This is a genomic window from Cyanobium sp. BA20m-14 (genome assembly GCF_024346295.1).
Window position 1 is genome coordinate 1 of sequence record NZ_JAGQCR010000031.1, and the last position, 19,860, is coordinate 19,860.

The window sequence follows — 19,860 nt, forward strand, 5'->3', positions numbered from 1 at the left end:
ACGAAGCCCGTGAACACCATCAGCTCGGATACAAAGCCGCTCAGGCCCGGCAGCGCCAGGGAAGCCAGGCAGCAGATGGTCCAGAGCGCAAACATTTTTCGCATGGACTGGCCCACGCCGCCCATCTCATCGAGCTGGAGGGTGTGGGTGCGGTCATAGGTGGCGCCCACCAGGAAGAACAGGCTGGCGCCGATCAGGCCGTGGCTGATCATCTGCAACATGGCGCCGCTGGTGCCGAGGGCACTGAAACTGCCAATGCCAATGAGCACAAAGCCCATGTGGCTGATCGAGCTGTAGGCGATCTTGCGCTTGAGATTGCGCTGGGCAAAGGAGGTGAGCGCCGCGTAGATGATGTTGACGACCCCCAGCACCACCAGCAGCGGCGCGAATTGGGCATGGCCTTCCGGAAGCAGCTGCACGTTGAAGCGCAGCAGGGCGTAGCCGCCCATCTTCAGCAGGATGCCGGCCAGCAGCATGTGCACCGGAGCCGTGGCCTCGCCGTGGGCATCGGGCAGCCAGGTATGCAGGGGAACGATCGGCAGCTTCACCCCAAAGGCGATCAGCAGGCCTGCGTAGGCGAAGAGCTGGAACTTCGTGGAGAAGTCCTTGGCCATCAGGTCCGTGTACTCAAAGGTGGGGGCGCCACCGCCGTAGAAGGCCATGGCCAGGCCCACCACCAAGATGAACAGGGAGCTGCCTGCCGTGTAGAGGATGAACTTGGTGGCGGCGTACTGGCGCTTCTTGCCGCCCCAGATCGCCAGCAGCAGATACACCGGCAGCAGCTCCAGCTCCCAGGCCAGAAAGAAGAGCAGCATGTCCTGCACGGCGAACACCGCGATCTGGCCGCCATCCATGGCCAGCAGCAGAAAATAGAAGAGTTTGGGCTTGAAGGTCACCGGCCAGGCCGCCAGGGCCGCCAGGGAGGTGATGAAGCTGGTCAGCAGGATCAGGGGCATCGAGATGCCGTCGGCCCCCACGGACCAGGCCAGCCCCAGCTTGGGCAGCCAGGAAACCCGCTCAACCAGCTGCAGGCCCTCAACAGCCGGGTCATAGCCATTGAGGTAGCCCCCGACCGTCAGCAGGAAGGTGGTGAGGGTCACACCCAGGGCATACCAGCGCACCCGCTTGCCGTCGCCTGCATCCGGAATGAAAGGAATCACCAGTGCGGCGGCGATCGGGAAAAGGATCGCCGCACTCAACCAAGGGAATGGCACGAACCAAGCCTCACCATTAGGCGGAGTGTAGAAATTCACTCGGGCCCTGCACTGCGCTGATGGGGGATGTCACACAGAGTTGGGCTCCTGCCCCCCTTCGCTGATCCCCAGCCACGCGCTTTGCGCTCACGCCTGGGGATCAGCGAAGGGGGGCAGGAGCTGGCGGGGCTTGGCGCGGTGTTCGGCTCGCTCAGCCAAGCGAGCCGAACAGCACCACCAGGGCGATGACCCCGCCAAACACGATCAGGGCATAGAACTGGGCCCGACCCGTTTCGAAGTACTTGAGACCCTCGCCGCTGCCGAGGGTCACCAGGCCCGTGAGGTTCACCACCCCATCGACCACCTTGGAATCCACCTCGAGCACCGATTTGGCCAGCTTGCGGCTGCCCTGCACAAACAGCTTGTCGTTGATGTCATCGAGGTACCACTTGTTGGCCAGGAAGGCATTGAGCGCCGGGAAGCGGGCCGCCACGGCGGTGGCCAGGTCGAGCTTGTGGAGGGCGTAGGCCAGTATCGCCACGCTGATGCCCGCCACCGAGATGGCCACCGAGGCCCCGGCCAGGGGGAGAAACTCGCTCCAGCTGAAGTGCTCCGCCACCTCGGCGGCTTCCTGGGGGTCGAGCAGGTTGCCGAAGCGGCTGTTCCAGGGGGTACCTAACAGGCCCACCAGCACCGAGGGCACCGCCAGTACGGCGAGCGGCATCGCCATCTGCCAGCCGGACTCATGGGGATGGCTGGCGTGGCCGTGGCCGTCGCCATCGCCGGGGGGCTTGCCGGCGGCAGCCAGCAGCTGGGCCTGTAGGGCTTTGTCGCCGCCGCGGAACTCGCCTTCAAAGGTGAGGAAGTAGAGCCGGAACATGTAGAAGGCCGTCATGCCGGCGGTGATGAAACCGGCCACCCAGAGCAGGGGGAAGGAACCAAACGCCACGCCCAGGATTTCGTCCTTGCTCCAGAAGCCAGCCAGCGGGGGGATGCCGGCGATTGCCACGCAGCCGATCAGGAAGGTGGTGCTGGTGATTGGCATGTATTTGCGCAGGCCGCCCATCAGTCGCATGTCCTGGGCCAGCACGGGTTCGTGGCCCACCACCTCCTCCATGGCGTGGATCACCGAACCCGAGCCCAGGAAAAGCATGGCCTTGAAGAAGGCGTGGGTCACCAGGTGGAACATGCCGGCCACCGGAGCCCCGCAGCCCATGGCCAGCATCATGTAACCCAGCTGGGAAACGGTGCTGTAGGCCAGACCTTTTTTAAGATCCATCTGGGTCAGGGCAATCGAGGCTCCAAGCACCAGGGTGATCGTGCCCACCACGGCGATCGTGGCCTGCACCGCAGGGAAAGGCTCATACACCGGCTGCAGCCGGGCCACCAGAAACACACCGGCCGCCACCATGGTGGCGGCATGGATCAGGGCCGAGATCGGCGTCGGGCCCTCCATGGCATCGGGCAGCCAGACGTGCAAGGGGAACTGGGCCGATTTGGCCATGGGCCCCATGAACACCAGGAGGCAGAGCAGGATGGCTGCCGCGTTGGGGAGACTGCCCCCGGCCACGGCCTCCTGCAGTCGGCTGCCGATCTCCTCGAAGCCGAAGCTGCCAGTAGCCCAGAACAGCCCCAGGATGCCCAGCAGCAGGCCAAAGTCGCCGACCCGGTTGACCACAAAGGCCTTCTGGGCAGCATTGGCGGCGCCATCACGGTCATACCAGAAGCCCACGAGCAGGTAGGAGCACATGCCCACCAGCTCCCAGAACACGTAGATCTCCAGCAGGTTGGGGCTGATCACCAGGCCCAACATCGAGCTGCTGAACAGGGCCAGATAGGTGAAAAAGCGCACATAGCCCTTGTCGTGGGCCATGTAGCCATCGGAATAAACCATCACCAGCACGGCGATGGTGGTCACCAGGGCGAGCATCACGGCGCCGAGGGCATCCACGCGGAAGCCCATCTGCAGGTTGAAATTGCCGGCGCTGGCCCAGTTGAAAAGCACCTCGGTGGGGCCTGCCCCGGCCAGTTGCTGGGCCAGTACGGCGTAACTGAGCACCGCCGCCGCTCCGACGCAGCTGATCAGCAGCCAGGCCACTGGTTTGCGCAGACGGTTGACGGTGCGGTTGAAACTAATTAGTCCCAGCCCGGTGATGCAGGCCCCAGCCAGGGGCAGCACCGGAATCAACCAGGCGAGTTCGGCGGCTGACGGCATGCGACCCAGACTGGCTGTGGCAAGTGTAGGCAGACTGCGTCAGGGATCTTCGCCAACTGTGCGGGCCCGCCCATCAGGAGAGCCAGTGGCCCAGGCTGGAGCGGCTGAAGGCGGTGGCCCCGGCGCCGATGTAGCGGTGCGCCCACCAGAACAGAGCCACGGCAATGACAATGCCCAGCTGGGCCGGCCGCAGGAACTCGCCGAGCACCAGCTGCTGGCGGCCATCCAGCACTGCTTTGAAGGGGATCACCGAGGTGCTGGCCTTGAGCTCTTCAAAGGCGGCTCCGAAGCGGTTGGCCAGGCGTCGGTCGCCGTTCCAAACGGCAAAGAGGTGGTGAGCGATCAGGCCAAAGCAGGCGACCAGCATGAAACTGCTGCCGATCCAGAGCAGGTGGGTGGCGCACCAGAGGATCTGGCCCACGGCCTGGGGGTGGCGGCTGATGCGGATGATCCCTGTGGCATAAAGCCGCACCTGGGGCTTGAGCACCGCCGGGATCTCCAGCAGGTTGTAGGTGGCCGGATAGAGAAACAGGAAGCTGATGGCTGTGCCGGTCCACACCAGCGGCACGATCCAGGGCGCCTCCTGCAGGTTCCAGAGCCGGATGCCGTCGTAGCGGTGGGCCAGGAAGTAGCCGATCACCAGCACCGCTGAGGGGATGCTCACGGCGGCGAAAAGCAGCCGCCAGGCCCGCTCGCCGATCCGCTCCACGCCCCAGGCCCGCAGGGAGGCACCGCCGCTGTGCACCACCGCAAAGGCGAGCAGCAGGGCCAGCATCACCCAGCTGCTGTGCTGTAAAGAGCTGGGGGGCACTGGCCGGATGGGGAGTTGTGAAGCTCCAGATTCTCGCCGCCAGAGTTCCCCCTTAGAGTTTTTTCCTCGCCAGCCGGCAGGCCCAGGTCCACCCAGGCAACCCGATGGCAGATCTTCCCTTCACCCTCGACCAGCTCCGCATCCTGCGGGCCATCGCCTCGGAGGGCAGTTTCAAGAAGGCTGCCGACAGCCTCTATGTCACCCAGCCGGCAGTGAGCCTGCAGATCCAGAACCTGGAGAAGCAGCTCAGCGTCAGCCTGTTTGACCGGGGCGGCCGTAAGGCCCAGCTCACCGAGGCCGGCCACCTGCTGCTCAGCTATTGCGACCGGATCCTCAGCCAGTGTCAGGAGGCCTGCCGGGCCCTGGAAGACCTCCACAACCTGCGTGGCGGCTCCCTGATTGTCGGCGCCAGCCAGACCACCGGCACCTACCTGATGCCGCGCATGATCGGCCTGTTTCGCCAGAAATACCCTGAGGTGGCGGTGCAGCTGCAGGTGCACAGCACCCGCCGCACCGGCTGGAGCGTGGCTAACGGCCAGGTGGATCTGGCGATCATTGGCGGCGAATTGCCCAGTGAGCTCTGTGAGCTGCTGCAGGTGGTGCCCTATGCCAGCGATGAGCTGGCCCTGGTGCTGCCGGTGAAGCACCCCCTGGCCCGCCTGCCGGAACTCACCAAGGACGACCTCTACCGGCTTGGCTTTGTCTGCCTCGATGCCCAGTCCACCACCCGCAAGATGGTGGACCAGCTGCTGGCCCGCTCCGGCCTTGATGTGGCCCGTCTCAAGATCGAGATGGAGCTCAACTCGTTTGAGGCGATTAAGAACGCCGTGCAGAGCGGCCTGGGTGCCGCCTTTCTGCCGGTGGTGTCGATCGAGCGGGAGCTCTCGGCGGGCAGCCTGCACCGCCCCCAGGTGGCCGACCTGCTGGTGCGTCGCCAGCTCAAGCTGATCAGCCATCCGGCCCGCTACTGCTCCCGGGCCGCCGACGCCTTCCGCAAGGAGGTGCTGCCGGTGTTCGCCAGTCCCGACAGCCCCCTGCGCCGGCCCCTCCAGCAGGAGAACCCGGCCTGAGGCTGGTCGCTCAGAACTGGTCGGATTCCGGGGTGATGCCCACGGTGCTGTCGGCCACGCCCTTGGTGAGGAACTTGTTTTCGCTGATGTCTGTCTGGTAGACACAGCGCACTATCGGCTTGTCCTTCACCGAGCCGATGTAGGCGAAGGTATTCATCCGCTGCTTGCACTGGCGCATCTGCTCGGATGTGACGGCTCCTTCTTTCTGCAGCACGCTCCAGTTCTCCCTGCGGATCACGCAGCCGGGTTTGAGCGCCGGCTGGGTCACAAAACTCGAGCTGGGGTTCATGGTCGTGTAGAGCTCAATGTCCATCACGAAGGCGCTGGCGCCCCACTGGCGGCAGAACTCCGGATCGGGCACGGCCATGTCGAGTTGCTGGGAGCTGGCGATGTTGCCCTGGTCGCCCTGGGTGGTGCTGGAGAGGCCTGTGCCGATGCCGATGCCCACCACCAGCACCCCGGCCAGGATGGCCATGGTGGCCACGTTGAACTTGAACGGTGCGTTGCCGCCACCGGACCCTCCCCCCCCAGGGGCGGGCCCGGGGTCGGGCCTGCCCCGTCCCCTGTCGCCCCCGCCCCTCTCATAGGGATCGTCGGCGTAGGGGTCTTTGCGGTAGCGATCGGCATTGTAGCGGGAGCGGCTCACAGGTTTTCGCTGCTGCGGGGCAGGCCCATGGAGTAATTGAGCACCCTGGCGTCGGGGTTGTAACGCAGTTCTCCGGCCTGGAGGAGTTGGCGGATCAGCCCTTCGAGCTCGGAGCCGATGTGGCGCAGGTTGTATTCGCTGAGCTCGGCCCCGGCATGGGCCGAAACCAACTCGCGGAACTGGTCTTGGACCTTGGCCAGCACCGGCCCGTCCCAGAGGAATTCGTTGTCCGGATCCAGATCCATGGTGAGTTGGTTGGGATCGGCCACCAGGTTGCCCTTGTCCACGTGGGCGGTGAACAGCCGCACGTGGCGGGTGGTGGATTTCAGTAAGGTCGCGCTGCCCAGGTCCTCTGGGTTGTCAAGCTCTGCTCTTTCAAGCTCAGTTCTTTCAAGCTCAGTTTTTCCGAGCTCAGTGGTGTGGGGGTCGGCCATGGGAAAGCGATTACGGGCACCCGGTTACGTAACTCTAGAAAGCTTCTGGGCCGCAGCGGCCCAGGGCCCCCTTTAGGGTTGCCGCTGGATTCAAGAGCAGATATGCGCGTCGTCATCGCCGGAGCAGGGCTCGCCGGTCTGTCGTGCGCCAAATACCTCTGTGACGCCGGCCACACCCCAGTGGTGGTCGAGGCCCGCGACGTGCTTGGCGGCAAGGTAGCGGCCTGGCAGGACGCGGACGGCGACTGGTATGAGACCGGTCTGCACATCTTTTTTGGCGCGTACCGCAACATGCGCCAGCTCCTCAAGGAGCTGGCCATCGAAGACCGGCTGCAGTGGAAGAGCCACTCGATGATCTTCAACCAAAAGGAAACCCCAGGCACCTACAGCCGCTTCGAGTTTCCCGACATCCCGGCTCCCTTCAACGGCTTGGCGGCGATCCTGGGCAACAACGACCTGCTCACCTGGCCCGAGAAGATCGCCTTTGGCATCGGCCTGGTGCCGGCGATCCTGAGGGGTCAGCAGTACGTGGAGGAGTGCGACAGGTACTCCTGGACGGAATGGCTGCGCATCCACAACATCCCGGAGCGGGTGAACGATGAGGTGTTCATCGCCATGGCCAAGGCGCTGAATTTCATCGATCCCGATGAGATCTCCAGCACCGTGGTGCTCACCGCCCTCAACCGCTTCCTGCAGGAGAGCGATGGCTCGAAGATGGCCTTCCTCGATGGCAACCCACCCCAGCGGCTCTGCCAGCCGATCGTTGACTACATCGAGGCCCATGGCGGCGAGGTGCATCTCAATGCCCCTCTGCGCCAGATCGAGCTCCATGCCGATGGCACGGTTAAGGCATTCCAGATCGGTGGCATCAAGGGTCAGGAGCCCCGCAGCCTCAGCGCCGATGCCTATGTGAGCGCGCTGCCGGTGGATCCCTTCAAGCTGTTGGTGCCTGAGCCCTGGAAGGAAATTCCCTACTTCAAGAAGCTCGATGGCCTCAATGGCGTGCCTGTGATCAACATCCATCTCTGGTTTGATCGCAAGCTCACCGAAATCGACCACCTGCTGTTCAGCCGCAGCCCTCTGCTGAGTGTGTATGCGGACATGAGCAACACCTGCCGGGAATACGAAGACCCCGATCGCTCCATGCTGGAGCTGGTCTTTGCCCCCGCGAAAGACTGGATCGGCCGGCCGGATGAGGAGATCGTGGCCGCCACTCTGGAGGAGCTCAAGCGCCTGTTCCCGCTGCACTTCAGCGGCGATGACCAGGCCCAGCTGCGCAAGTCGATCGTGGTGAAAACGCCCCTCTCGGTGTACAAAACCGTGCCGGGCTGCCAGCAGCTGCGGCCCGACCAGGCCTCGCCGATCGCCAACTTCTTTCTGGCGGGCTGTTACACCATGCAGCGCTATCTGGCTTCGATGGAGGGGGCAGTGCTCAGCGGCAAGCAGTGCGCCCAGGCCATCTCAGCAACGGCCTGACCATGGTGGTTTCCGCCCTGCCCAACCTCGACCAGGCCTACGAGGCATGCAGGCGAGAAACGGCTGAATGGGCCAAAACCTTCTACCTGGGCACCCTGCTGATGCCAGCAGCCAAGCGGCGGGCGATCTGGGCCATCTACGTGTGGTGTCGCCGCACCGACGAGCTGATGGACAGCGCCGAGGCCCAAGCCCGGCCTGTGGCGGAGTTGGCCGGGCGGCTGGACCGCTGGGAGGAGCGCACCCGCAAGCTCTTCGCCGGCGATGTGCACGATGGCCTCGACCTGGTGATGCGCGACACGATCGAGCGCTATCCCCAGCCCTTGCAGGCCTATCTCGACATGATCGAAGGCCAGCGGATGGACCTGAACCAGCACCGCTATGAGAATTTTGAGCAGCTCGAGCTCTACTGCTATCGGGTGGCGGGCACCGTGGGCTTGATGACCCAGGAGGTGATGGGCCTCGACCCTGCCTACACCACTGCCCCCTGGAGCGATCGACCCGACACCTCCCGCTCGGCGGTGGCCCTGGGCATTGCCAACCAGCTCACCAACATCCTGCGGGATGTGGGAGAGGATCGCGGTCGCGGTCGCATCTACCTGCCCCAGGAGGATCTGGCGCGCTTTGGCTATAGCGAAGAGCAGTTGCTGGCCGGCGTCGTCAACGACAACTGGCGGGCATTGATGCGCTTCCAGCTGGAGCGGGCCCGCATGTGGTTCGCCCGTTCGGAGGCGGGGGTGCGCTGGCTGGCACCGGATGCCCGCTGGCCGGTTTGGGCCTCATTGCGCCTCTATCGGGGCATTCTCGATGTGATCGAATCCCACGGCTATGACGTGTTCAACAAGCGGGCCTACGTGCCTCGGGCCGGCAAGTTGATCGATCTGCCCTTCTCTTACCTGGTGGCTCAGGTGCGCTGAGGCGCCAGAGCGGTCCAATCCTTCAGGATCCAGTCCAGCAGGATCGCATTGACCAGCTCGGGCGCTTCATCGTGGGGGCAGTGGCCCAGCCCAGGCAGGATCCTCAACTCCTGGATGCAGCCAAAGCGGGCGGCCCAGCGGCGGGCTTCGGCGGGATCTTCCCAGGGATCGGCTTCGCCCCACAGCAGCCGCACCGGCAGAGGAGGGTTGGCCCCATCTAGCTCTGCCAGCAGCTGGGGGGCGAGATAGTCGTTGAACAGGTTGACGAAGCCCCGGAAGCTTTCAGTGGCTCCAGGGTCGGTGCTGGGGCGATGCAGCAGGGCCACCAGCTCGTCGTCGACGTGGGCGCCGCTGGGGTAGGCCCGGGCCAGCACGCGGCGGATGAAGGCCGGCCGGGCCAACAGCCGAAACAGGGGAACAACCAACCAGCGCTGGCGCACCAGTTGTTTCACCAGGGGGCGGCTGGCCCGCTCCCAGCCCGGCAGCTGGGCGGCCCGCTTGTCGTCGAGGGTTCGCTGGGCGCAGTCAATCAGGATCACCTGGGCCGGGGCGATGCCGGCGGCCAGCAGCTGCCGGGCGGCGATGAGGGCCACCATGGCGCCGATCGAGTTGCCGACAAGATGGACCTGGGTCGGCCCTTGCTGCTCCTGCCCCAGCAGCCTCTCGCGCACCAGGTCGGCTACCAGCTGGCCCCAGAGGTCGAAGCAGTAGTGAACCGCACCGGCCTGTTCGGGCTCACCAGAAAGCCGGGATACGGGCTTGTCACTGGCGCCGAAACCGAGCAGATCAATGGCCACCACCCGGGCCCGATCAGCCAGGGCAGGCAGGTTGTGGCGCCAGTGGCCTACCGAGGCCCCAAAGCCATGGATCAACACAATCCTGGTGGGGCAAGCGGGATCTCCCGCTTCGACCAGATGGATGCGGTGGCCCTGCCAGGTCCAGGCGAGTTCAGACAGCGGCCTTTTGGTTGGCGAGGAGATCCTTGAGCTTGGCCAGCTCCCCAGCCCAGCGGGGATCGGGGGCTTCGCTGTCGATGTTGTCGGCGTGCACCACCTTGTTCACGGCCTTGCGGGCCGGGGTGGGGGCACTGCCGCTGCGGCGCTCGGCGGGGGCGGCGCTACGGCCTTCCTTGCGCTCGGAAATCTCGATGCGCAGAGTGTTACCTCCGAAGTCCTTGCCGTTGAGCTGTTCGATCACCGCGTCGGCCAGTTTCTGATCATCGGTATTGGCAAAGCCGAAACCGCGGCAGGCCCCGGTTTCACGGTCGTTGACGGCCTTGAAGCGCACCCCCTCTCCCACAGCGGTAAACAGAGCTTCCAGCTCCTTGGCATCAAAGGTTTGCGGCAGGTTGCCGACGTAGAGGCGAATGCTCATGGGAAAGGGGTTGAAAAAATTTTTAGCAGGCGAGGAGAAGCCTCTCGTTGCGCCTTGACAAGACGAAGTTAATCACGCCGCCGGCCTTGGCGTTGCCTCCACCAGCTCTCCGCCGCAGCCAGGGCCGCGCCCTCCCCTTCAGGCCCCGGGGCCAGGCGGCCGAAGGACCGCTCCAGGCTGAGGTGCTCGAGCAGTTGGCCTAGCTCCGGGCCGGCGGGGATGGCCAGCTGCTGTTGCAGGCTGCGGCCATCGAGGGGGGAGCGGGGATGGAACAGGGGGTCGGCTGGGTTGCGCCAGCGCGCCAGCAGCTGGGGGGCCGGTTCGGCCAGCAGCAGCACCAGGGCAGGGAAATCGGCCTCCAGCTGCCGCTGCAGGGCCAGGCAGCTCGGCTCTGGCAGGTTGGCCCAGCAGCCCACCTGGGCCACCTGCTGCTGCCAGTGGCGCAGGGCCCGGCTGCGCTGTTGCAGGCGGTTGCTGCTGCGCAGGGCGGCCAGGGCTTGTGGTGGCAACAGGGCGCAGATCCTTGCCAGGGGCAGGGCCCACTCGATTTCGCCCTCAAGTAGGCCCCGCTGCTGGGCCCGCTCGAGGCTCAGCCCGGCCAGGTTGGCGCTGGCATCGGCGCCCCAGCCCTCCAGCAGGTTCCAGGCGAGTGCCTGGGCCAGGCCCCGTTCGCCCTGCTGGGCGGCCGCCAGTTTTGCCAGTTCCGCCAGCACCCGCTCGCCGGCGACGGTCGTGAGCTGGGCCCCATGGGATTGGATCCAGGCAGCGCTGCTGGGTTCGAGCGCAAAACCCAGGCTCGAGGCGAGCCGGATGCCCCGCAGCAGCCGCAGGGGGTCGGCGAGCAGATTGGCCTCGCTCAGGGCCACCAGTTGGCGTTGCTGCAGATGGCCCAGGCCGCCGCTGGGATCCACCAGGGCGCTGGCTTCGCCCCCGCCCGCCGGCAGCGGCAGGGCGATGGCATTGACGCTGTAGTCGCGGCGCAGCAGGTCGGCCTCGAGGCTGGGCCCCCCGCGGCGGGCCAGGTCGAGATTCCAGCCCCCCAGCACCAGCCGGGCGATGTTGTGGTCGACGTCCAAGATCACCACAGTGCCGCCGTGGTCCCTGGCGAGCTGGCGGGTCAGGGCGATGGCATCGCCTTCGACCACAAAGTCGAGGTCGGGTTGGGGCTCGAGGCAGCCCAGCAGGCCATCCCGCACCGCACCGCCCACCAGCGCCGTGCCGGCGGGCAGGGCCTGCAGGGGCAGGGGCCAGGGCTCGGCCAGCAGCCGTTGCCACAGCGCCTGGGCCACCTCGCCGGCGGGGCGGCCAGCGGTCACAATGGGTTCCTGGCTGGGCCTGGGCAGCATGTGCATTTGTGTGGATTGCCACTGGGTCGACCGCTGTCAGGCCTACCACGCTGTGGAGCGCCAGCATGGGGTTGCCCACCTCTGCTCCAGTCCCGACTTCCTGCCGCAGCAGCCCCGCATTCACGTGCAGGTGCAGGATCTTGCCGGTGGGGGCGTGGGGGTGGAATGGGATGTGCGGGCCTGCCGCAGTTTTCAGCGCGACGGCGGCCGCTGGCTGCGCCTCTGCCCCGGCGCGGCCCTGCCGCCATGAGGGCGCCATGAGGGCGCCATGAGAGCGCCATGAGGGGGGCCTGATGGGCGCCTTGCTTGCCCTGCACAGCTCCAGCGATGTGCTGGGGGTTGGCGTGGCCTGGCCCGGGATGGCAGGGCCAGCCGAGCTGGGCGCCTTTCCGCTCGGCCGCGGCCTCGCCAACCAGTTGCTGGCCTGTATCGAGCAGCTGCTACCGGCGGATCAGTGGCCCCAGCTGGACCGTCTGGCGGTGGCGATCGGGCCGGGGGGATTCACCAGCACCAGGCTCACCGTGGTGCTGGCCCGCACCCTCGCCCAGCAGCTCGATGTGCCCCTTGATGGGGTGGGCAGTTTTCTGCTGGTGGCCAGGCGGCTGGCGATCCAGGAGCCCACCTGGCTGGTGCAGGAGCTGGCCCGTCGCGGGGTGGTGGCGGGGTTGTATGGCCCGGCTCCCAGGGGCGACAGGGCGGCGGTGGTCGAGTTGGCGGCGCCCCGGCTGTTTGCCCCGGACACCCCCTTGCCCCCCGGCCCCCAGCTCGCAGCCGTCACCCAGCTGCCCGCCGACGTTGGCCAGCTGCTGGAGCTCAGCCTGCAGGCCCATGCCCAGGGCCTGGCAGCCCCCTGGCAGCAGGTGTTGCCGCTCTATCCCACCTCGCCGGTGGCCGGGCTCTGATGGGGGAGGCATCCGGCCGCCATCCCAGAGGTTCAGGGCGCCCAGGCCGATCCAGGCGCCCCAGGCGATCCAGGCGCCCAGGCCAATCCAGCCGATCCAGGCGCCCCAGGCGGCGGCCTGCCCGGCGAGTTGGGGGCTTTCGTTGCTTTCTGGCTCTGGGGCTGGCCGTGGGCCTGCTCTGGCTGTCGCGCGGCATGTGGTGGCCCGCCCCGCCCCCAGCCCAACTGATCCTGGTGCTGGGGGGCGATCCGGCCCGGGAGCAGCGGGCGGCGACCCTGGCGGCCCGTGACGGCCTGCCGGTGCTGGTGAGCGGCGGCAGCAATCCCGAATACGCCCACTGGCTGTTTGAACTGCGCCAGGGCTTGCCGCCCAGCCAGGTGCAGCTCGATTACCGCGCCAGTGACACCCTCTCCAACTTCACCTCCCTGGTGGACGACCTGAGGCGGGCCCGCATCCGCCACGCCCTGCTCGTTACCAGCAGCGACCACATGGAAAGGGCCCTGCTCGTGGGCCGGATCGTTGCCGGCAGCCGCGGCATTCACCTCACGCCCGTGCCCGTTGACTGCGCCGATAGCTGTCAGCCGGAGGGCCGCCGCAAGGTCTGGGGGGATGGGGTCCGGGCTGCCCTGTGGGTGCTGAGTGGTCGCGATCTCAAGGGCTGGGCGGCAGCCCATCTGCCTGGCTGGCTGGGGGGAGGGATCGGTCGTTGATCAGGCCCTGATCCAGCAGGGCATTGATCTGGGCCTGGCAGGCGGCGGTGACGGCGTCCAGGTCTGGGCGGCGCCGGGACGCCGGCGGGGGGATCGGCGTGCCGATGCGGATGTGGATCGGCACCAGCCGGGCGCTGGCCTGCCCCCGGCCCAGGGCCCGGTGGCTGTTGATGATCGCCACCGGCAGCAGGGGCGCTCCGGCCCTGGCCGCCAGCAGGGCAGCTCCTGCCTGGGGTGCGTTGACCCGGCCATCGGCCTGGCGGCTGCCGTCGATGAATACACCGGTGGCCCAGCCCTGCAGCAGGCGGTCGGTGGCGGTGCGGATTGCCTCACGGTCGCTGGCGCCGCGGGCCACCGGGTAGGCCCCGCAGGCTCGGATGATCGGGCCCAGGATCGGCACCCGAAACAGCTCGGCCTTGGCCATGAAGGCGACGGGCCGGCCCAGGGCATGGCCCAGCAGGGGCGGGTCGAGGTGGGAGCCGTGGTTGGCCACCACCACCAGCGCCCCTTCCATCGGCACCTTGGCGTTGCCACTGGTGCGGCCGCGGAAGAGCAGCCTGAACATCGGAAACACCAGCAGGTAGCTGATCAGCCGGTAGGTCAGGCTGGGCCTGGGTGTGCGAATCAGGGCCGGGGGCTCGGCGGGTTTGCGGCGGCGCAGGGCCCGTTTGACGGCGGCGACGGGCCGGTTCATGGGGCGCTGGCCAGCCCCAGATCGCCAGCACCCAGATCGGCACCACCCAGATCGGCAGCACTGTTGATCTGGGCGGAAACGATGGCTGGGCAGCTGCGTTTAATCAGGCCGCTGAGCACGGCACCGGGCCCGATCTCCACGGCGGCGGTGACCCCGAGGGCGCCGAGCTGGTCCATGGTTTCGCGCCAGCGGACCCCCGTGGTCATCTGCCGGATCAGGCGGGCCTTGAGGGCCGCCCCGCTGGTCTCCGGGCTGGGATCGGTGTTGCTGAGCACGGGGATGGCCGCATCGGCAAAGGGCACCGCCCCCAGCTCCCGGCCAAAGGCCTCAGCCGCGTCGGCCATGAGGGGGGAATGGAAGGCGCCGCTGACGGCCAGGGGAACGGCCCGCTTGCAGCTGAGTTGGCCGCTGACGGCCGCCACCGCATCGGGGTGACCGGAGAGCACCACCTGGGCGCTGCTGTTGTCGTTGGCGATCACCACCCCTTCGGTGGCGGCCACCAGGGCCTCCAGTTCGCCGCGGTCGAAGCCGATCACCGCCGTCATGGCGCCGCCGCCGGCCTGGGCCATCAGGGTGCTGCGTCGCTGCATCAGGGCCAGGCCAGTGGCGAAGTCGAACACCCCGGCCACGTGCAGGGCCACCAGCTCGCCCAGGCTGTGGCCAGCTACAACCTGGGCGGTGCGCCCCTGGGCCTGGAGCGCCTCGGCCAGCAGGCTTTCGATCACAAACAGGGCCGGCTGGGTGTTGCGGGTGTCGTTGAGGTCGCTGAGCTCGCCTGTGGCGCTGCCGGCGCAGATGGCCAGCAGATCGCGACCCAGCAGCTCTGAGGCCTGTTCAAACCGATGCCGGGCCATGGGTAGCTCCAGCAGGCCTGCGGCCATGCCGACCTTCTGGGAGCCCTGGCCAGGAAATACCCAGGCAATGCCCATGGCGCGCCCCTTTGCAAGTTGGCCAGGAGATTAGGGCTAGGGCTGGGCTGCGCCGCGGGGGCCGCTCCAGCGCAGCAGGGCCGCGCCCCAGCTCAGGCCGGCGCCGAAGCCGCTGCTGGCCAGCAGGTGGCCCGGTTGCACCCGCCCGTCCTTGACGGCCTCATCGAGCATCAGGGGAATGGTGGCGGCCGAGGTGTTGCCGTAATGGGCCAGGTTGCTGAGCAGCTGGGCGTGGGGCACCGCGAAGCGGTCGGCCACCGCGTCGAGAATCCGCTGGTTGGCCTGATGCAGCAGCAGCCAGTCGAGCTGCCCGGGGGTGGTGCCGGTGGCCTCAAGCAGCTCGGCCAGGATCGCCGGCACCTCGCGCACCGCGAACTTGTAGACCTCCTGGCCATTCATCTGGATTGGGGCAAAGCCCCCCTGCTGGGCCGTGAGCCCCCCGAGTAGGGGGGCATGGCGATCCAGCTGGGCCAGGGTGAGGCAGGCGTTGCGGCTGCCGTCGGAGCGCATGCGAAAGCCCAGCAGGCCGTTGTCGCTGGCCCCGCATGCCTCTACCGCCACGGCGGCGGCACCATCGCCAAACAACACGCAGGTGCTGCGGTCGTCCCAGTCAACCCAGCGGCTGAGCTGGTCGGCGCCAATTACCAGGGCCCGCCCCATCGCCCCACTGCCCAGGTATTGGCCGGCGGTGATCAGGGCAAACAGAAAGCCGCTGCAGGCGGCGGTGAGATCAAAGGCGACGGCCCGGCTGGCCCCCAGGGCTCCCTGCACCCGCGGGGCCGTGCCGAACAGGTCGTCCGGGCTGGAGGTGGCCAGCAGGATCAGGTCGAGATCGTCCGCCGTCCAGCCGGCATGGTCGAGGGCGAGCTGGGCAGCCCGGCTGGCCAGGCAGGTGAGGGGTTCGTCGGGTCCGGCCACCCGGCGGGAGCCGATGCCCGTGCGGCTGCGGATCCACTCGTCGCTGGTCTCGACCCGCTCCCCCAGTTGCTGGTTGGAGATGCTGGCCGCCGGCACGGCACTGCCGCAACCCACTAGGGCCATGCCAAACGGACCGATGCCGACCCTCACTGGTGGGGGGACTGCGCCTTGCGACACCGGATTCAGCCTGGGATCGGCTTAGTCAATCACAGGCGACCGCTGGCCCATTCGCGCCCAGGGCATGGAGGTTGGCCATCACCCCGCCACTGGCGGCGGAATGGGCCAGGCGCAGGGCGCTGAGCACCGACAGGGCCCTGCTGCTGCCATGGCCGATCACGCACACCCCATCCACCCCCAGCAGCAGGGCGCCGCCGTGCTCGGCGTGGTCTAGGCGCTTTTTGATGCGGCGCAGGTTGTTGATCAGGAAGGCCGAGCCCACCTTGCCGCGCCGGCCCCGGGGCAGCTCCTCCTTGATCACATCCAGCAGCACGCTGCCCACGCTTTCAAGGAACTTGAGCAGCACATTGCCGGTGAAGCCATCGCACACCACCACGTCGAAGTTGCCGGAGAGGATGTCGCGGCCCTCGCAGTTGCCTGCAAACACAAAGCGCCGCTCCCCGGCCATCAGCGGGTAGGTGCGCAGGCAGAGCTCGTTGCCCTTGCACTCCTCCTCGCCGATATTCACCAGGCCGATGCGGGGCTTGGCCACCTGCAGCACATCGCGGCTGTAGATGTGGCCCAGCAGGGCCCATTGGTGCAGGTAGGCGGGCTTGCAGTCCATGTTGGCGCCCACATCCAGCACCAGCACCTGCTGTTCGGTGTCCTTGGTGGGGAAGAGGGCGCCGATCGCGGGGCGATCGATGCTCGGCAGGCGCCCCAGCCGGAAGATCGCAGAGGCCATCACGGCGCCGGAGTTGCCGGCGGAATAAACCGCCATGGCCTCGCCCTGTTTGACCAGGTCCATGGCCCTGTTGATGCTGGCATCGCGCTTCTTGCGCACCATCGTGGCCTCCTCATGCATGCCGATCGAGGGGCCGCTCGGCACCAGCTCGATCAACCCCCGGGCCACGGCCCCGTTGAGCTGGTCCTGCAGCTCCATGGCGGCCACCGCGGCCTGGAGCGGGGCGCTCTCGGCCACAAAGCGCACCCGCAGGGGCAGCAGCTCAACGGCGCGCAGGCAGCCCTCGAGGATGGGGCCGGGGGCATGGTCGCCGCCCATGCCATCAACCGCGACCCACAGGCGGTCGGAGTCGTTGATCGGTGTGTTCTCATCCGGTCCGCCCAGGCCGCGTTGCAGGCGCCGCAGGGGATCAAAGACCAGCGGCTGGAGCACGGTGTTGGCCATGCTGCCGGCCACGCTGGTGGCGGTGCCGGCGGTGTTGGCGGCGGAGCTGGCCGCTGAGGTGGCCGTGTCAACCAGGCTGGTGACCGCCGCGTTGCGGCGATACCAGATCACCAGTCGGCGGATCGCCCGGCTGGGCTTGGCGCGCTTGTCAGGACCCTTCGGAGACAACGGCGTCAACAATGCGTTGGAACAGATAGCCGGTACCCCGAGCCGTGAGGATCAGCTCGGGGTTGGCCGGATCGTCCTCCAGTTTGGAGCGCAGCCGGGAAATATGTACATCCACCACCCGGGTGTCCACATGGCGCTCCGGCGTGTAACCCCACACGTCCTTGAGAATCTCGCCGCGGCTGAAGGGTTCGCCACTGCGGCTGACCAGCAGCTCCAGCAGGCTGAATTCCATGCCGGTGAGCCGGATGCGCTCGTCACTGCGGTAAACCTGGCGCTTGTTGGTGTCGATGCGCAGGTCGCCGACGCTGATCACGCCGGAATTGGGGATGCCGGCCACGGCCTCCTTCTCCACCCGCCGCAGCACGCAGCGGATGCGGGCTTCCAGCTCTTTGGGGCTGAAGGGTTTGACCACGTAGTCGTCGGCGCCCAGCTCCAAACCGGTGATGCGATCCGCCACATCCCCCAGGGCGGTGAGCATCACGATCGGCACATCCGATTCCTTGCGCAGCTCCTGGCAGACGCCGTAGCCATCGAGCTTGGGCATCATCACGTCGAGAACCACCAGGTCGGGCTGGCAGGTCTTGAACAGCTCCAGCGCCTCGACGCCGTCGCTGGCGGTGACCACCTGGTAGCCAATCATGGAAAGCCGGGTTTCCAGAATGCGGCGGATGCTGGCCTCGTCATCAACGACCAGGATGGTCTCTTTGCCGTGCTGGGTTCCGAGCGGGGGGGTGGGGGCGGAAGCCGTCATCAATGCAGCCGGGCTGGTACATCAGATAGCTCCTACTGAAAAGGTATGAGGGGCGAACTTTTCATTCATCGCCACCTTTCTTCATAGAGACCCGTTTCCGCCAGCCCCCTCCTCCCTGCCCGTGGCCAAGCCCAGCTCCGTTTTTGTCTGCACCAGCTGCGGGGCCCAGACGCGCCAGTTTTGTGGCAGGTGCGCCGCCTGCGGCAGCTGGAACACCCTGGTGGAGCAGAAGGCCGGCCCGGCTGCCGACAGCCGCAGGCGGCGACCGGTGGCGGCTGCCGCTGCCGTCAAGGCGTTGGAAGGCGGCTCAGTAGGGCAGCCGAGGCGCTCCGAGCCGATCCAGGCGGTCGGGGAGCGGGCCCTGCAGCGGCTCAGCAGCGGCTACGGCGAGTTCGATCGGGTGCTGGGCGGGGGCTTGGTGCCCGGCTCCCTGGTGCTGGTGGGCGGTGACCCGGGCATCGGCAAGAGCACCCTGCTGCTGCAGAGCGCCTGTTCGATGGCCGGCCGCGCCTCGGTGCTCTACGTGAGTGCCGAGGAATCGGCCCAGCAGGTGAAGCTGCGCTGGCGCCGGCTGGCCCCGACCACCCAGGCCGATGTCGCCCCCAGCGCCAATTTCCAGCTTCTGGCCGAAACCGACCTGGAGCTGGTGCTGCAGGAGCTCGAGAGTTTGCGGCCGGCGGTGGCGATCATCGACAGCATCCAGGCCCTGCATGACGGCGAGCTAGCCAGTGCCCCCGGCTCGGTGGCCCAGGTGCGCGAATGCGCCGCCGCCCTGGCCCGCATCGCCAAGCGCCAGGACACGGCCCTGCTGCTGGTGGGCCACGTCACCAAGGAGGGCGCGCTGGCGGGCCCGAAGGTGCTCGAGCACCTGGTGGATGCGGTGCTCACCTTCGAGGGCGACCGCTTCGCCAGCCACCGGCTGCTGCGGGCGGTGAAGAACCGCTTCGGCGCCACCCACGAGCTGGGGGTGTTCGAAATGCGTGATCGGGGCCTGGCCGAGGTCACCAACCCCAGCGAGCTGTTTCTGGGCGGCGATGAACCCAGTGCCGGCACCGCCACGATCGTGGCCTGTGAGGGCACCAGGCCCCTGGTGGTGGAGCTCCAGGCCCTGGTGAGCACCACCAGCTATGCGAGCCCGCGCCGCAGTGCCACCGGCATCGCCGTGGGCCGCCTGCACCAGATCCTGGCGGTGCTCGAAAAACACCTGGGCCTGCCCCTGTCGCGCTTCGACTGCTACCTGGCGGTGGCCGGCGGCCTGGAGGTGGAGGAGCCCGCAGCGGATCTGGGCGTGGCCACGGCGGTGGTGGCTAGCTACCGCGACCTCACCCTGCCGCCCGGCACGGTGCTGGTGGGGGAGCTGGGCTTGGGTGGCCAGCTGCGGCCCGTGGGCCAGCTGGAGCTGCGGCTGCAGGAGGCGGCGCGGCTGGGCTTCACCCGGGCGGTGCTGCCGAAGGGCAGCGGCCTGGCCAAGGCGGCTGCCAGCCTGGGGCTGCAGCTGCTGGAGGCGGGCACGGTGGCCGAAGCCCTGGTGGCGGCCCTGGGGGTCAATCCGGCCGATGACCGGAGCTAGGGCTGGGGCAGGTGCTGGCCAGCCTTAAGTTTTCACCCTGCTGCTCTGATGGCGATGGCTGGGCGACGCCCTTTTGACAGGCGGCTCTGGTTTGTGGTGATTGGCCTGGCGATCGCTGGAATTGGTGCCTTGGCACTGGATATTCCCGTGACGCTTTTCCTTAAGGCCAAGCCGCTTCATAAGGAACTGGCACGTATTTTTAATCTGGCTGAAATTGGCGGTCACGGTACTGGTGCCGCCATGATTTTGATTGGCGCATTGGTGATTGCCAAGCCAAACTGGAGGCGCCTTTCAGATAGGCTACTTGCCTTGAGGCTTATCGGTGGCACCTATTTGGGTGGCCTGATTGTGGACATATTTAAATTACTGATTCCCCGGGTGAGGCCCCACTCAG

21 protein-coding genes are annotated in these 19,860 nt (G+C 67.3%); 8 read left to right on the forward strand and 13 right to left on the reverse strand.

Translation table 11 applies throughout. The features are described 5' to 3' along the window. The 3 genes from KBZ07_RS04760 to KBZ07_RS04770 form a co-directional block, all read right to left on the reverse strand. A partial coding sequence (locus KBZ07_RS04760) for an NAD(P)H-quinone oxidoreductase subunit 4 (RefSeq protein ID WP_254930553.1) occupies window positions 1-1,214 on the reverse strand: 1,214 nt, incomplete at its 3' end. Between the two features lie 190 nt (window positions 1,215-1,404). Further along, window positions 1,405-3,408 carry an NAD(P)H-quinone oxidoreductase subunit 5 gene (locus KBZ07_RS04765; protein WP_254930539.1) on the reverse strand — a complete coding sequence of 668 codons (2,004 nt, stop codon included), beginning with the start codon at window positions 3,406-3,408 and terminating at the stop codon, window positions 1,405-1,407. 73 nt (window positions 3,409-3,481) lie between these two features. After that, window positions 3,482-4,183, reverse strand: a complete 702-nt coding sequence (locus KBZ07_RS04770) for an NnrU family protein (RefSeq protein ID WP_254930554.1) — start codon at window positions 4,181-4,183, stop codon at window positions 3,482-3,484. Window positions 4,184-4,323: 140 nt separating this feature from the next. Here KBZ07_RS04770 and KBZ07_RS04775 point away from each other — a divergent pair, with 140 nt between their 5' ends. Then, window positions 4,324-5,289 carry a LysR family transcriptional regulator gene (locus KBZ07_RS04775; RefSeq protein ID WP_254930540.1) on the forward strand — a complete coding sequence of 322 codons (966 nt, stop codon included), beginning with the start codon at window positions 4,324-4,326 and terminating at the stop codon, window positions 5,287-5,289. 10 nt (window positions 5,290-5,299) lie between these two features. Here the strand turns inward: KBZ07_RS04775 and KBZ07_RS04780 are convergent, their stop codons facing one another. Further along, the gene (locus KBZ07_RS04780; RefSeq protein WP_254930541.1) at window positions 5,300-5,935 is read right to left on the reverse strand and encodes a DUF3172 domain-containing protein; all 636 of its coding nucleotides are present in this window, start codon (window positions 5,933-5,935) and stop codon (window positions 5,300-5,302) included. Continuing rightward, window positions 5,932-6,282 carry an NAD(P)H-quinone oxidoreductase subunit M gene (locus tag KBZ07_RS04785; RefSeq protein WP_254930555.1) on the reverse strand — a complete coding sequence of 117 codons (351 nt, stop codon included), beginning with the start codon at window positions 6,280-6,282 and terminating at the stop codon, window positions 5,932-5,934. Before KBZ07_RS04785 ends, KBZ07_RS04780 begins: the two co-directional genes overlap by 4 nt. Window positions 6,283-6,471: 189 nt before the next feature. Between KBZ07_RS04785 and pds the strand changes: the two genes are divergently transcribed. Then, window positions 6,472-7,845 (forward strand): 15-cis-phytoene desaturase, encoded by a 1,374-nt coding sequence (pds, locus tag KBZ07_RS04790; protein ID WP_254930542.1) that lies wholly within the window; start codon window positions 6,472-6,474, stop codon window positions 7,843-7,845. Window positions 7,846-7,847: 2 nt separating this feature from the next. Next, complete coding sequence (locus KBZ07_RS04795; protein WP_254930543.1) at window positions 7,848-8,759, forward strand: phytoene synthase; 912 nt, start codon at window positions 7,848-7,850, stop codon at window positions 8,757-8,759. Here KBZ07_RS04795 and KBZ07_RS04800 read toward each other — a convergent pair. From KBZ07_RS04800 to KBZ07_RS04810, 3 genes are all read right to left on the reverse strand, one after another. Further along, the gene (locus KBZ07_RS04800; RefSeq protein WP_254930544.1) at window positions 8,747-9,634 is read right to left on the reverse strand and encodes an alpha/beta fold hydrolase; all 888 of its coding nucleotides are present in this window, start codon (window positions 9,632-9,634) and stop codon (window positions 8,747-8,749) included. The two genes, KBZ07_RS04795 and KBZ07_RS04800, sit on opposite strands and share 13 nt — an antisense overlap. Before the next feature lie 73 nt (window positions 9,635-9,707). Beyond that, window positions 9,708-10,133 (reverse strand): RNA-binding protein, encoded by a 426-nt coding sequence (locus KBZ07_RS04805; protein ID WP_254930545.1) that lies wholly within the window; start codon window positions 10,131-10,133, stop codon window positions 9,708-9,710. 68 nt (window positions 10,134-10,201) lie between these two features. Further along, window positions 10,202-11,449, reverse strand: coding sequence for a CCA tRNA nucleotidyltransferase (locus KBZ07_RS04810; protein WP_254930546.1), 1,248 nt, complete (start codon window positions 11,447-11,449; stop codon window positions 10,202-10,204). A 28-nt stretch (window positions 11,450-11,477) separates the two neighbouring features. Here KBZ07_RS04810 and KBZ07_RS04815 point away from each other — a divergent pair, with 28 nt between their 5' ends. The 3 genes from KBZ07_RS04815 to KBZ07_RS04825 all read left to right on the forward strand — a co-directional run bounded on the left by KBZ07_RS04815 (window position 11,478) and on the right by KBZ07_RS04825 (window position 13,091). After that, window positions 11,478-11,729, forward strand: a complete 252-nt coding sequence (locus KBZ07_RS04815) for a Ycf34 family protein (RefSeq protein ID WP_197151866.1) — start codon at window positions 11,478-11,480, stop codon at window positions 11,727-11,729. A 43-nt stretch (window positions 11,730-11,772) separates the two neighbouring features. Next, entirely contained in the window at window positions 11,773-12,381 is a 609-nt protein-coding gene (tsaB, locus tag KBZ07_RS04820; protein WP_254930547.1) for a tRNA (adenosine(37)-N6)-threonylcarbamoyltransferase complex dimerization subunit type 1 TsaB, read from the forward strand. A gap of 194 nt (window positions 12,382-12,575) precedes the next feature. Continuing rightward, a complete protein-coding gene (locus KBZ07_RS04825) occupies window positions 12,576-13,091 on the forward strand; it encodes a YdcF family protein (protein ID WP_254930556.1) in 516 nt (171 codons plus the stop codon). Here the strand turns inward: KBZ07_RS04825 and KBZ07_RS04830 are convergent. From KBZ07_RS04830 to rpaB, 5 genes are all read right to left on the reverse strand, one after another. Then, a complete protein-coding gene (locus KBZ07_RS04830) occupies window positions 13,033-13,785 on the reverse strand; it encodes a 1-acyl-sn-glycerol-3-phosphate acyltransferase (RefSeq protein ID WP_254930548.1) in 753 nt (250 codons plus the stop codon). The genes KBZ07_RS04825 and KBZ07_RS04830 overlap by 59 nt on opposite strands. Further along, complete coding sequence (gene fabD, locus KBZ07_RS04835) at window positions 13,782-14,714, reverse strand: ACP S-malonyltransferase (protein ID WP_254930549.1); 933 nt, start codon at window positions 14,712-14,714, stop codon at window positions 13,782-13,784. The genes KBZ07_RS04830 and fabD overlap by 4 nt, the downstream gene beginning before the upstream one ends. A gap of 36 nt (window positions 14,715-14,750) precedes the next feature. After that, window positions 14,751-15,755, reverse strand: coding sequence for a beta-ketoacyl-ACP synthase III (locus KBZ07_RS04840; RefSeq protein WP_254930557.1), 1,005 nt, complete (start codon window positions 15,753-15,755; stop codon window positions 14,751-14,753). A 79-nt stretch (window positions 15,756-15,834) separates the two neighbouring features. Further along, window positions 15,835-17,145 (reverse strand): phosphate acyltransferase PlsX, encoded by a 1,311-nt coding sequence (gene plsX / locus KBZ07_RS04845; protein WP_254930550.1) that lies wholly within the window; start codon window positions 17,143-17,145, stop codon window positions 15,835-15,837. Continuing rightward, window positions 17,126-17,896: a response regulator transcription factor RpaB gene (gene rpaB, locus KBZ07_RS04850; protein WP_197151853.1), complete on the reverse strand. Its 771-nt coding sequence runs from the start codon at window positions 17,894-17,896 to the stop codon at window positions 17,126-17,128. The genes plsX and rpaB overlap by 20 nt, the downstream gene beginning before the upstream one ends. A 121-nt stretch (window positions 17,897-18,017) precedes the next feature. On the opposite strand from rpaB, the gene radA reads away from it, so the two are divergent. Together radA and KBZ07_RS04860 are read left to right on the forward strand one after the other, a co-directional pair. Continuing rightward, on the forward strand, window positions 18,018-19,466 hold the full coding sequence (gene radA / locus KBZ07_RS04855; RefSeq protein WP_254930551.1) for a DNA repair protein RadA: 1,449 nt from the start codon (window positions 18,018-18,020) through the stop codon (window positions 19,464-19,466). A gap of 54 nt (window positions 19,467-19,520) precedes the next feature. Next, on the forward strand, window positions 19,521-19,860 hold a 340-nt coding region (locus KBZ07_RS04860; protein ID WP_254930552.1), incomplete at its 3' end, for a hypothetical protein.

Excerpts from the sequence above, each read along its gene's own strand:
- KBZ07_RS04840 (WP_254930557.1), bottom strand. The coding sequence starts at position 15,755 with ATGGCCCTAGTGGGTTGCGGCAGTGCCGTGCCGGCGGCCAGCATCTCC.
- KBZ07_RS04795 (WP_254930543.1), top strand. The coding sequence starts at position 7,848 with ATGGTGGTTTCCGCCCTGCCCAACCTCGACCAGGCCTACGAGGCATGC.
- fabD (WP_254930549.1), bottom strand. The coding sequence starts at position 14,714 with ATGGGCATTGCCTGGGTATTTCCTGGCCAGGGCTCCCAGAAGGTCGGC.
- pds (WP_254930542.1), top strand. The coding sequence starts at position 6,472 with ATGCGCGTCGTCATCGCCGGAGCAGGGCTCGCCGGTCTGTCGTGCGCC.
- KBZ07_RS04815 (WP_197151866.1), top strand. The coding sequence starts at position 11,478 with ATGTGCATTTGTGTGGATTGCCACTGGGTCGACCGCTGTCAGGCCTAC.
- KBZ07_RS04765 (WP_254930539.1), bottom strand. The coding sequence starts at position 3,408 with ATGCCGTCAGCCGCCGAACTCGCCTGGTTGATTCCGGTGCTGCCCCTG.
- KBZ07_RS04830 (WP_254930548.1), bottom strand. The coding sequence starts at position 13,785 with ATGAACCGGCCCGTCGCCGCCGTCAAACGGGCCCTGCGCCGCCGCAAA.
- KBZ07_RS04825 (WP_254930556.1), top strand. The coding sequence starts at position 12,576 with ATGTGGTGGCCCGCCCCGCCCCCAGCCCAACTGATCCTGGTGCTGGGG.
- rpaB (WP_197151853.1), bottom strand. The coding sequence starts at position 17,896 with ATGACGGCTTCCGCCCCCACCCCCCCGCTCGGAACCCAGCACGGCAAA.
- KBZ07_RS04805 (WP_254930545.1), bottom strand. The coding sequence starts at position 10,133 with ATGAGCATTCGCCTCTACGTCGGCAACCTGCCGCAAACCTTTGATGCC.
- KBZ07_RS04770 (WP_254930554.1), bottom strand. The coding sequence starts at position 4,183 with ATGCTGGCCCTGCTGCTCGCCTTTGCGGTGGTGCACAGCGGCGGTGCC.
- KBZ07_RS04775 (WP_254930540.1), top strand. The coding sequence starts at position 4,324 with ATGGCAGATCTTCCCTTCACCCTCGACCAGCTCCGCATCCTGCGGGCC.
- tsaB (WP_254930547.1), top strand. The coding sequence starts at position 11,773 with ATGGGCGCCTTGCTTGCCCTGCACAGCTCCAGCGATGTGCTGGGGGTT.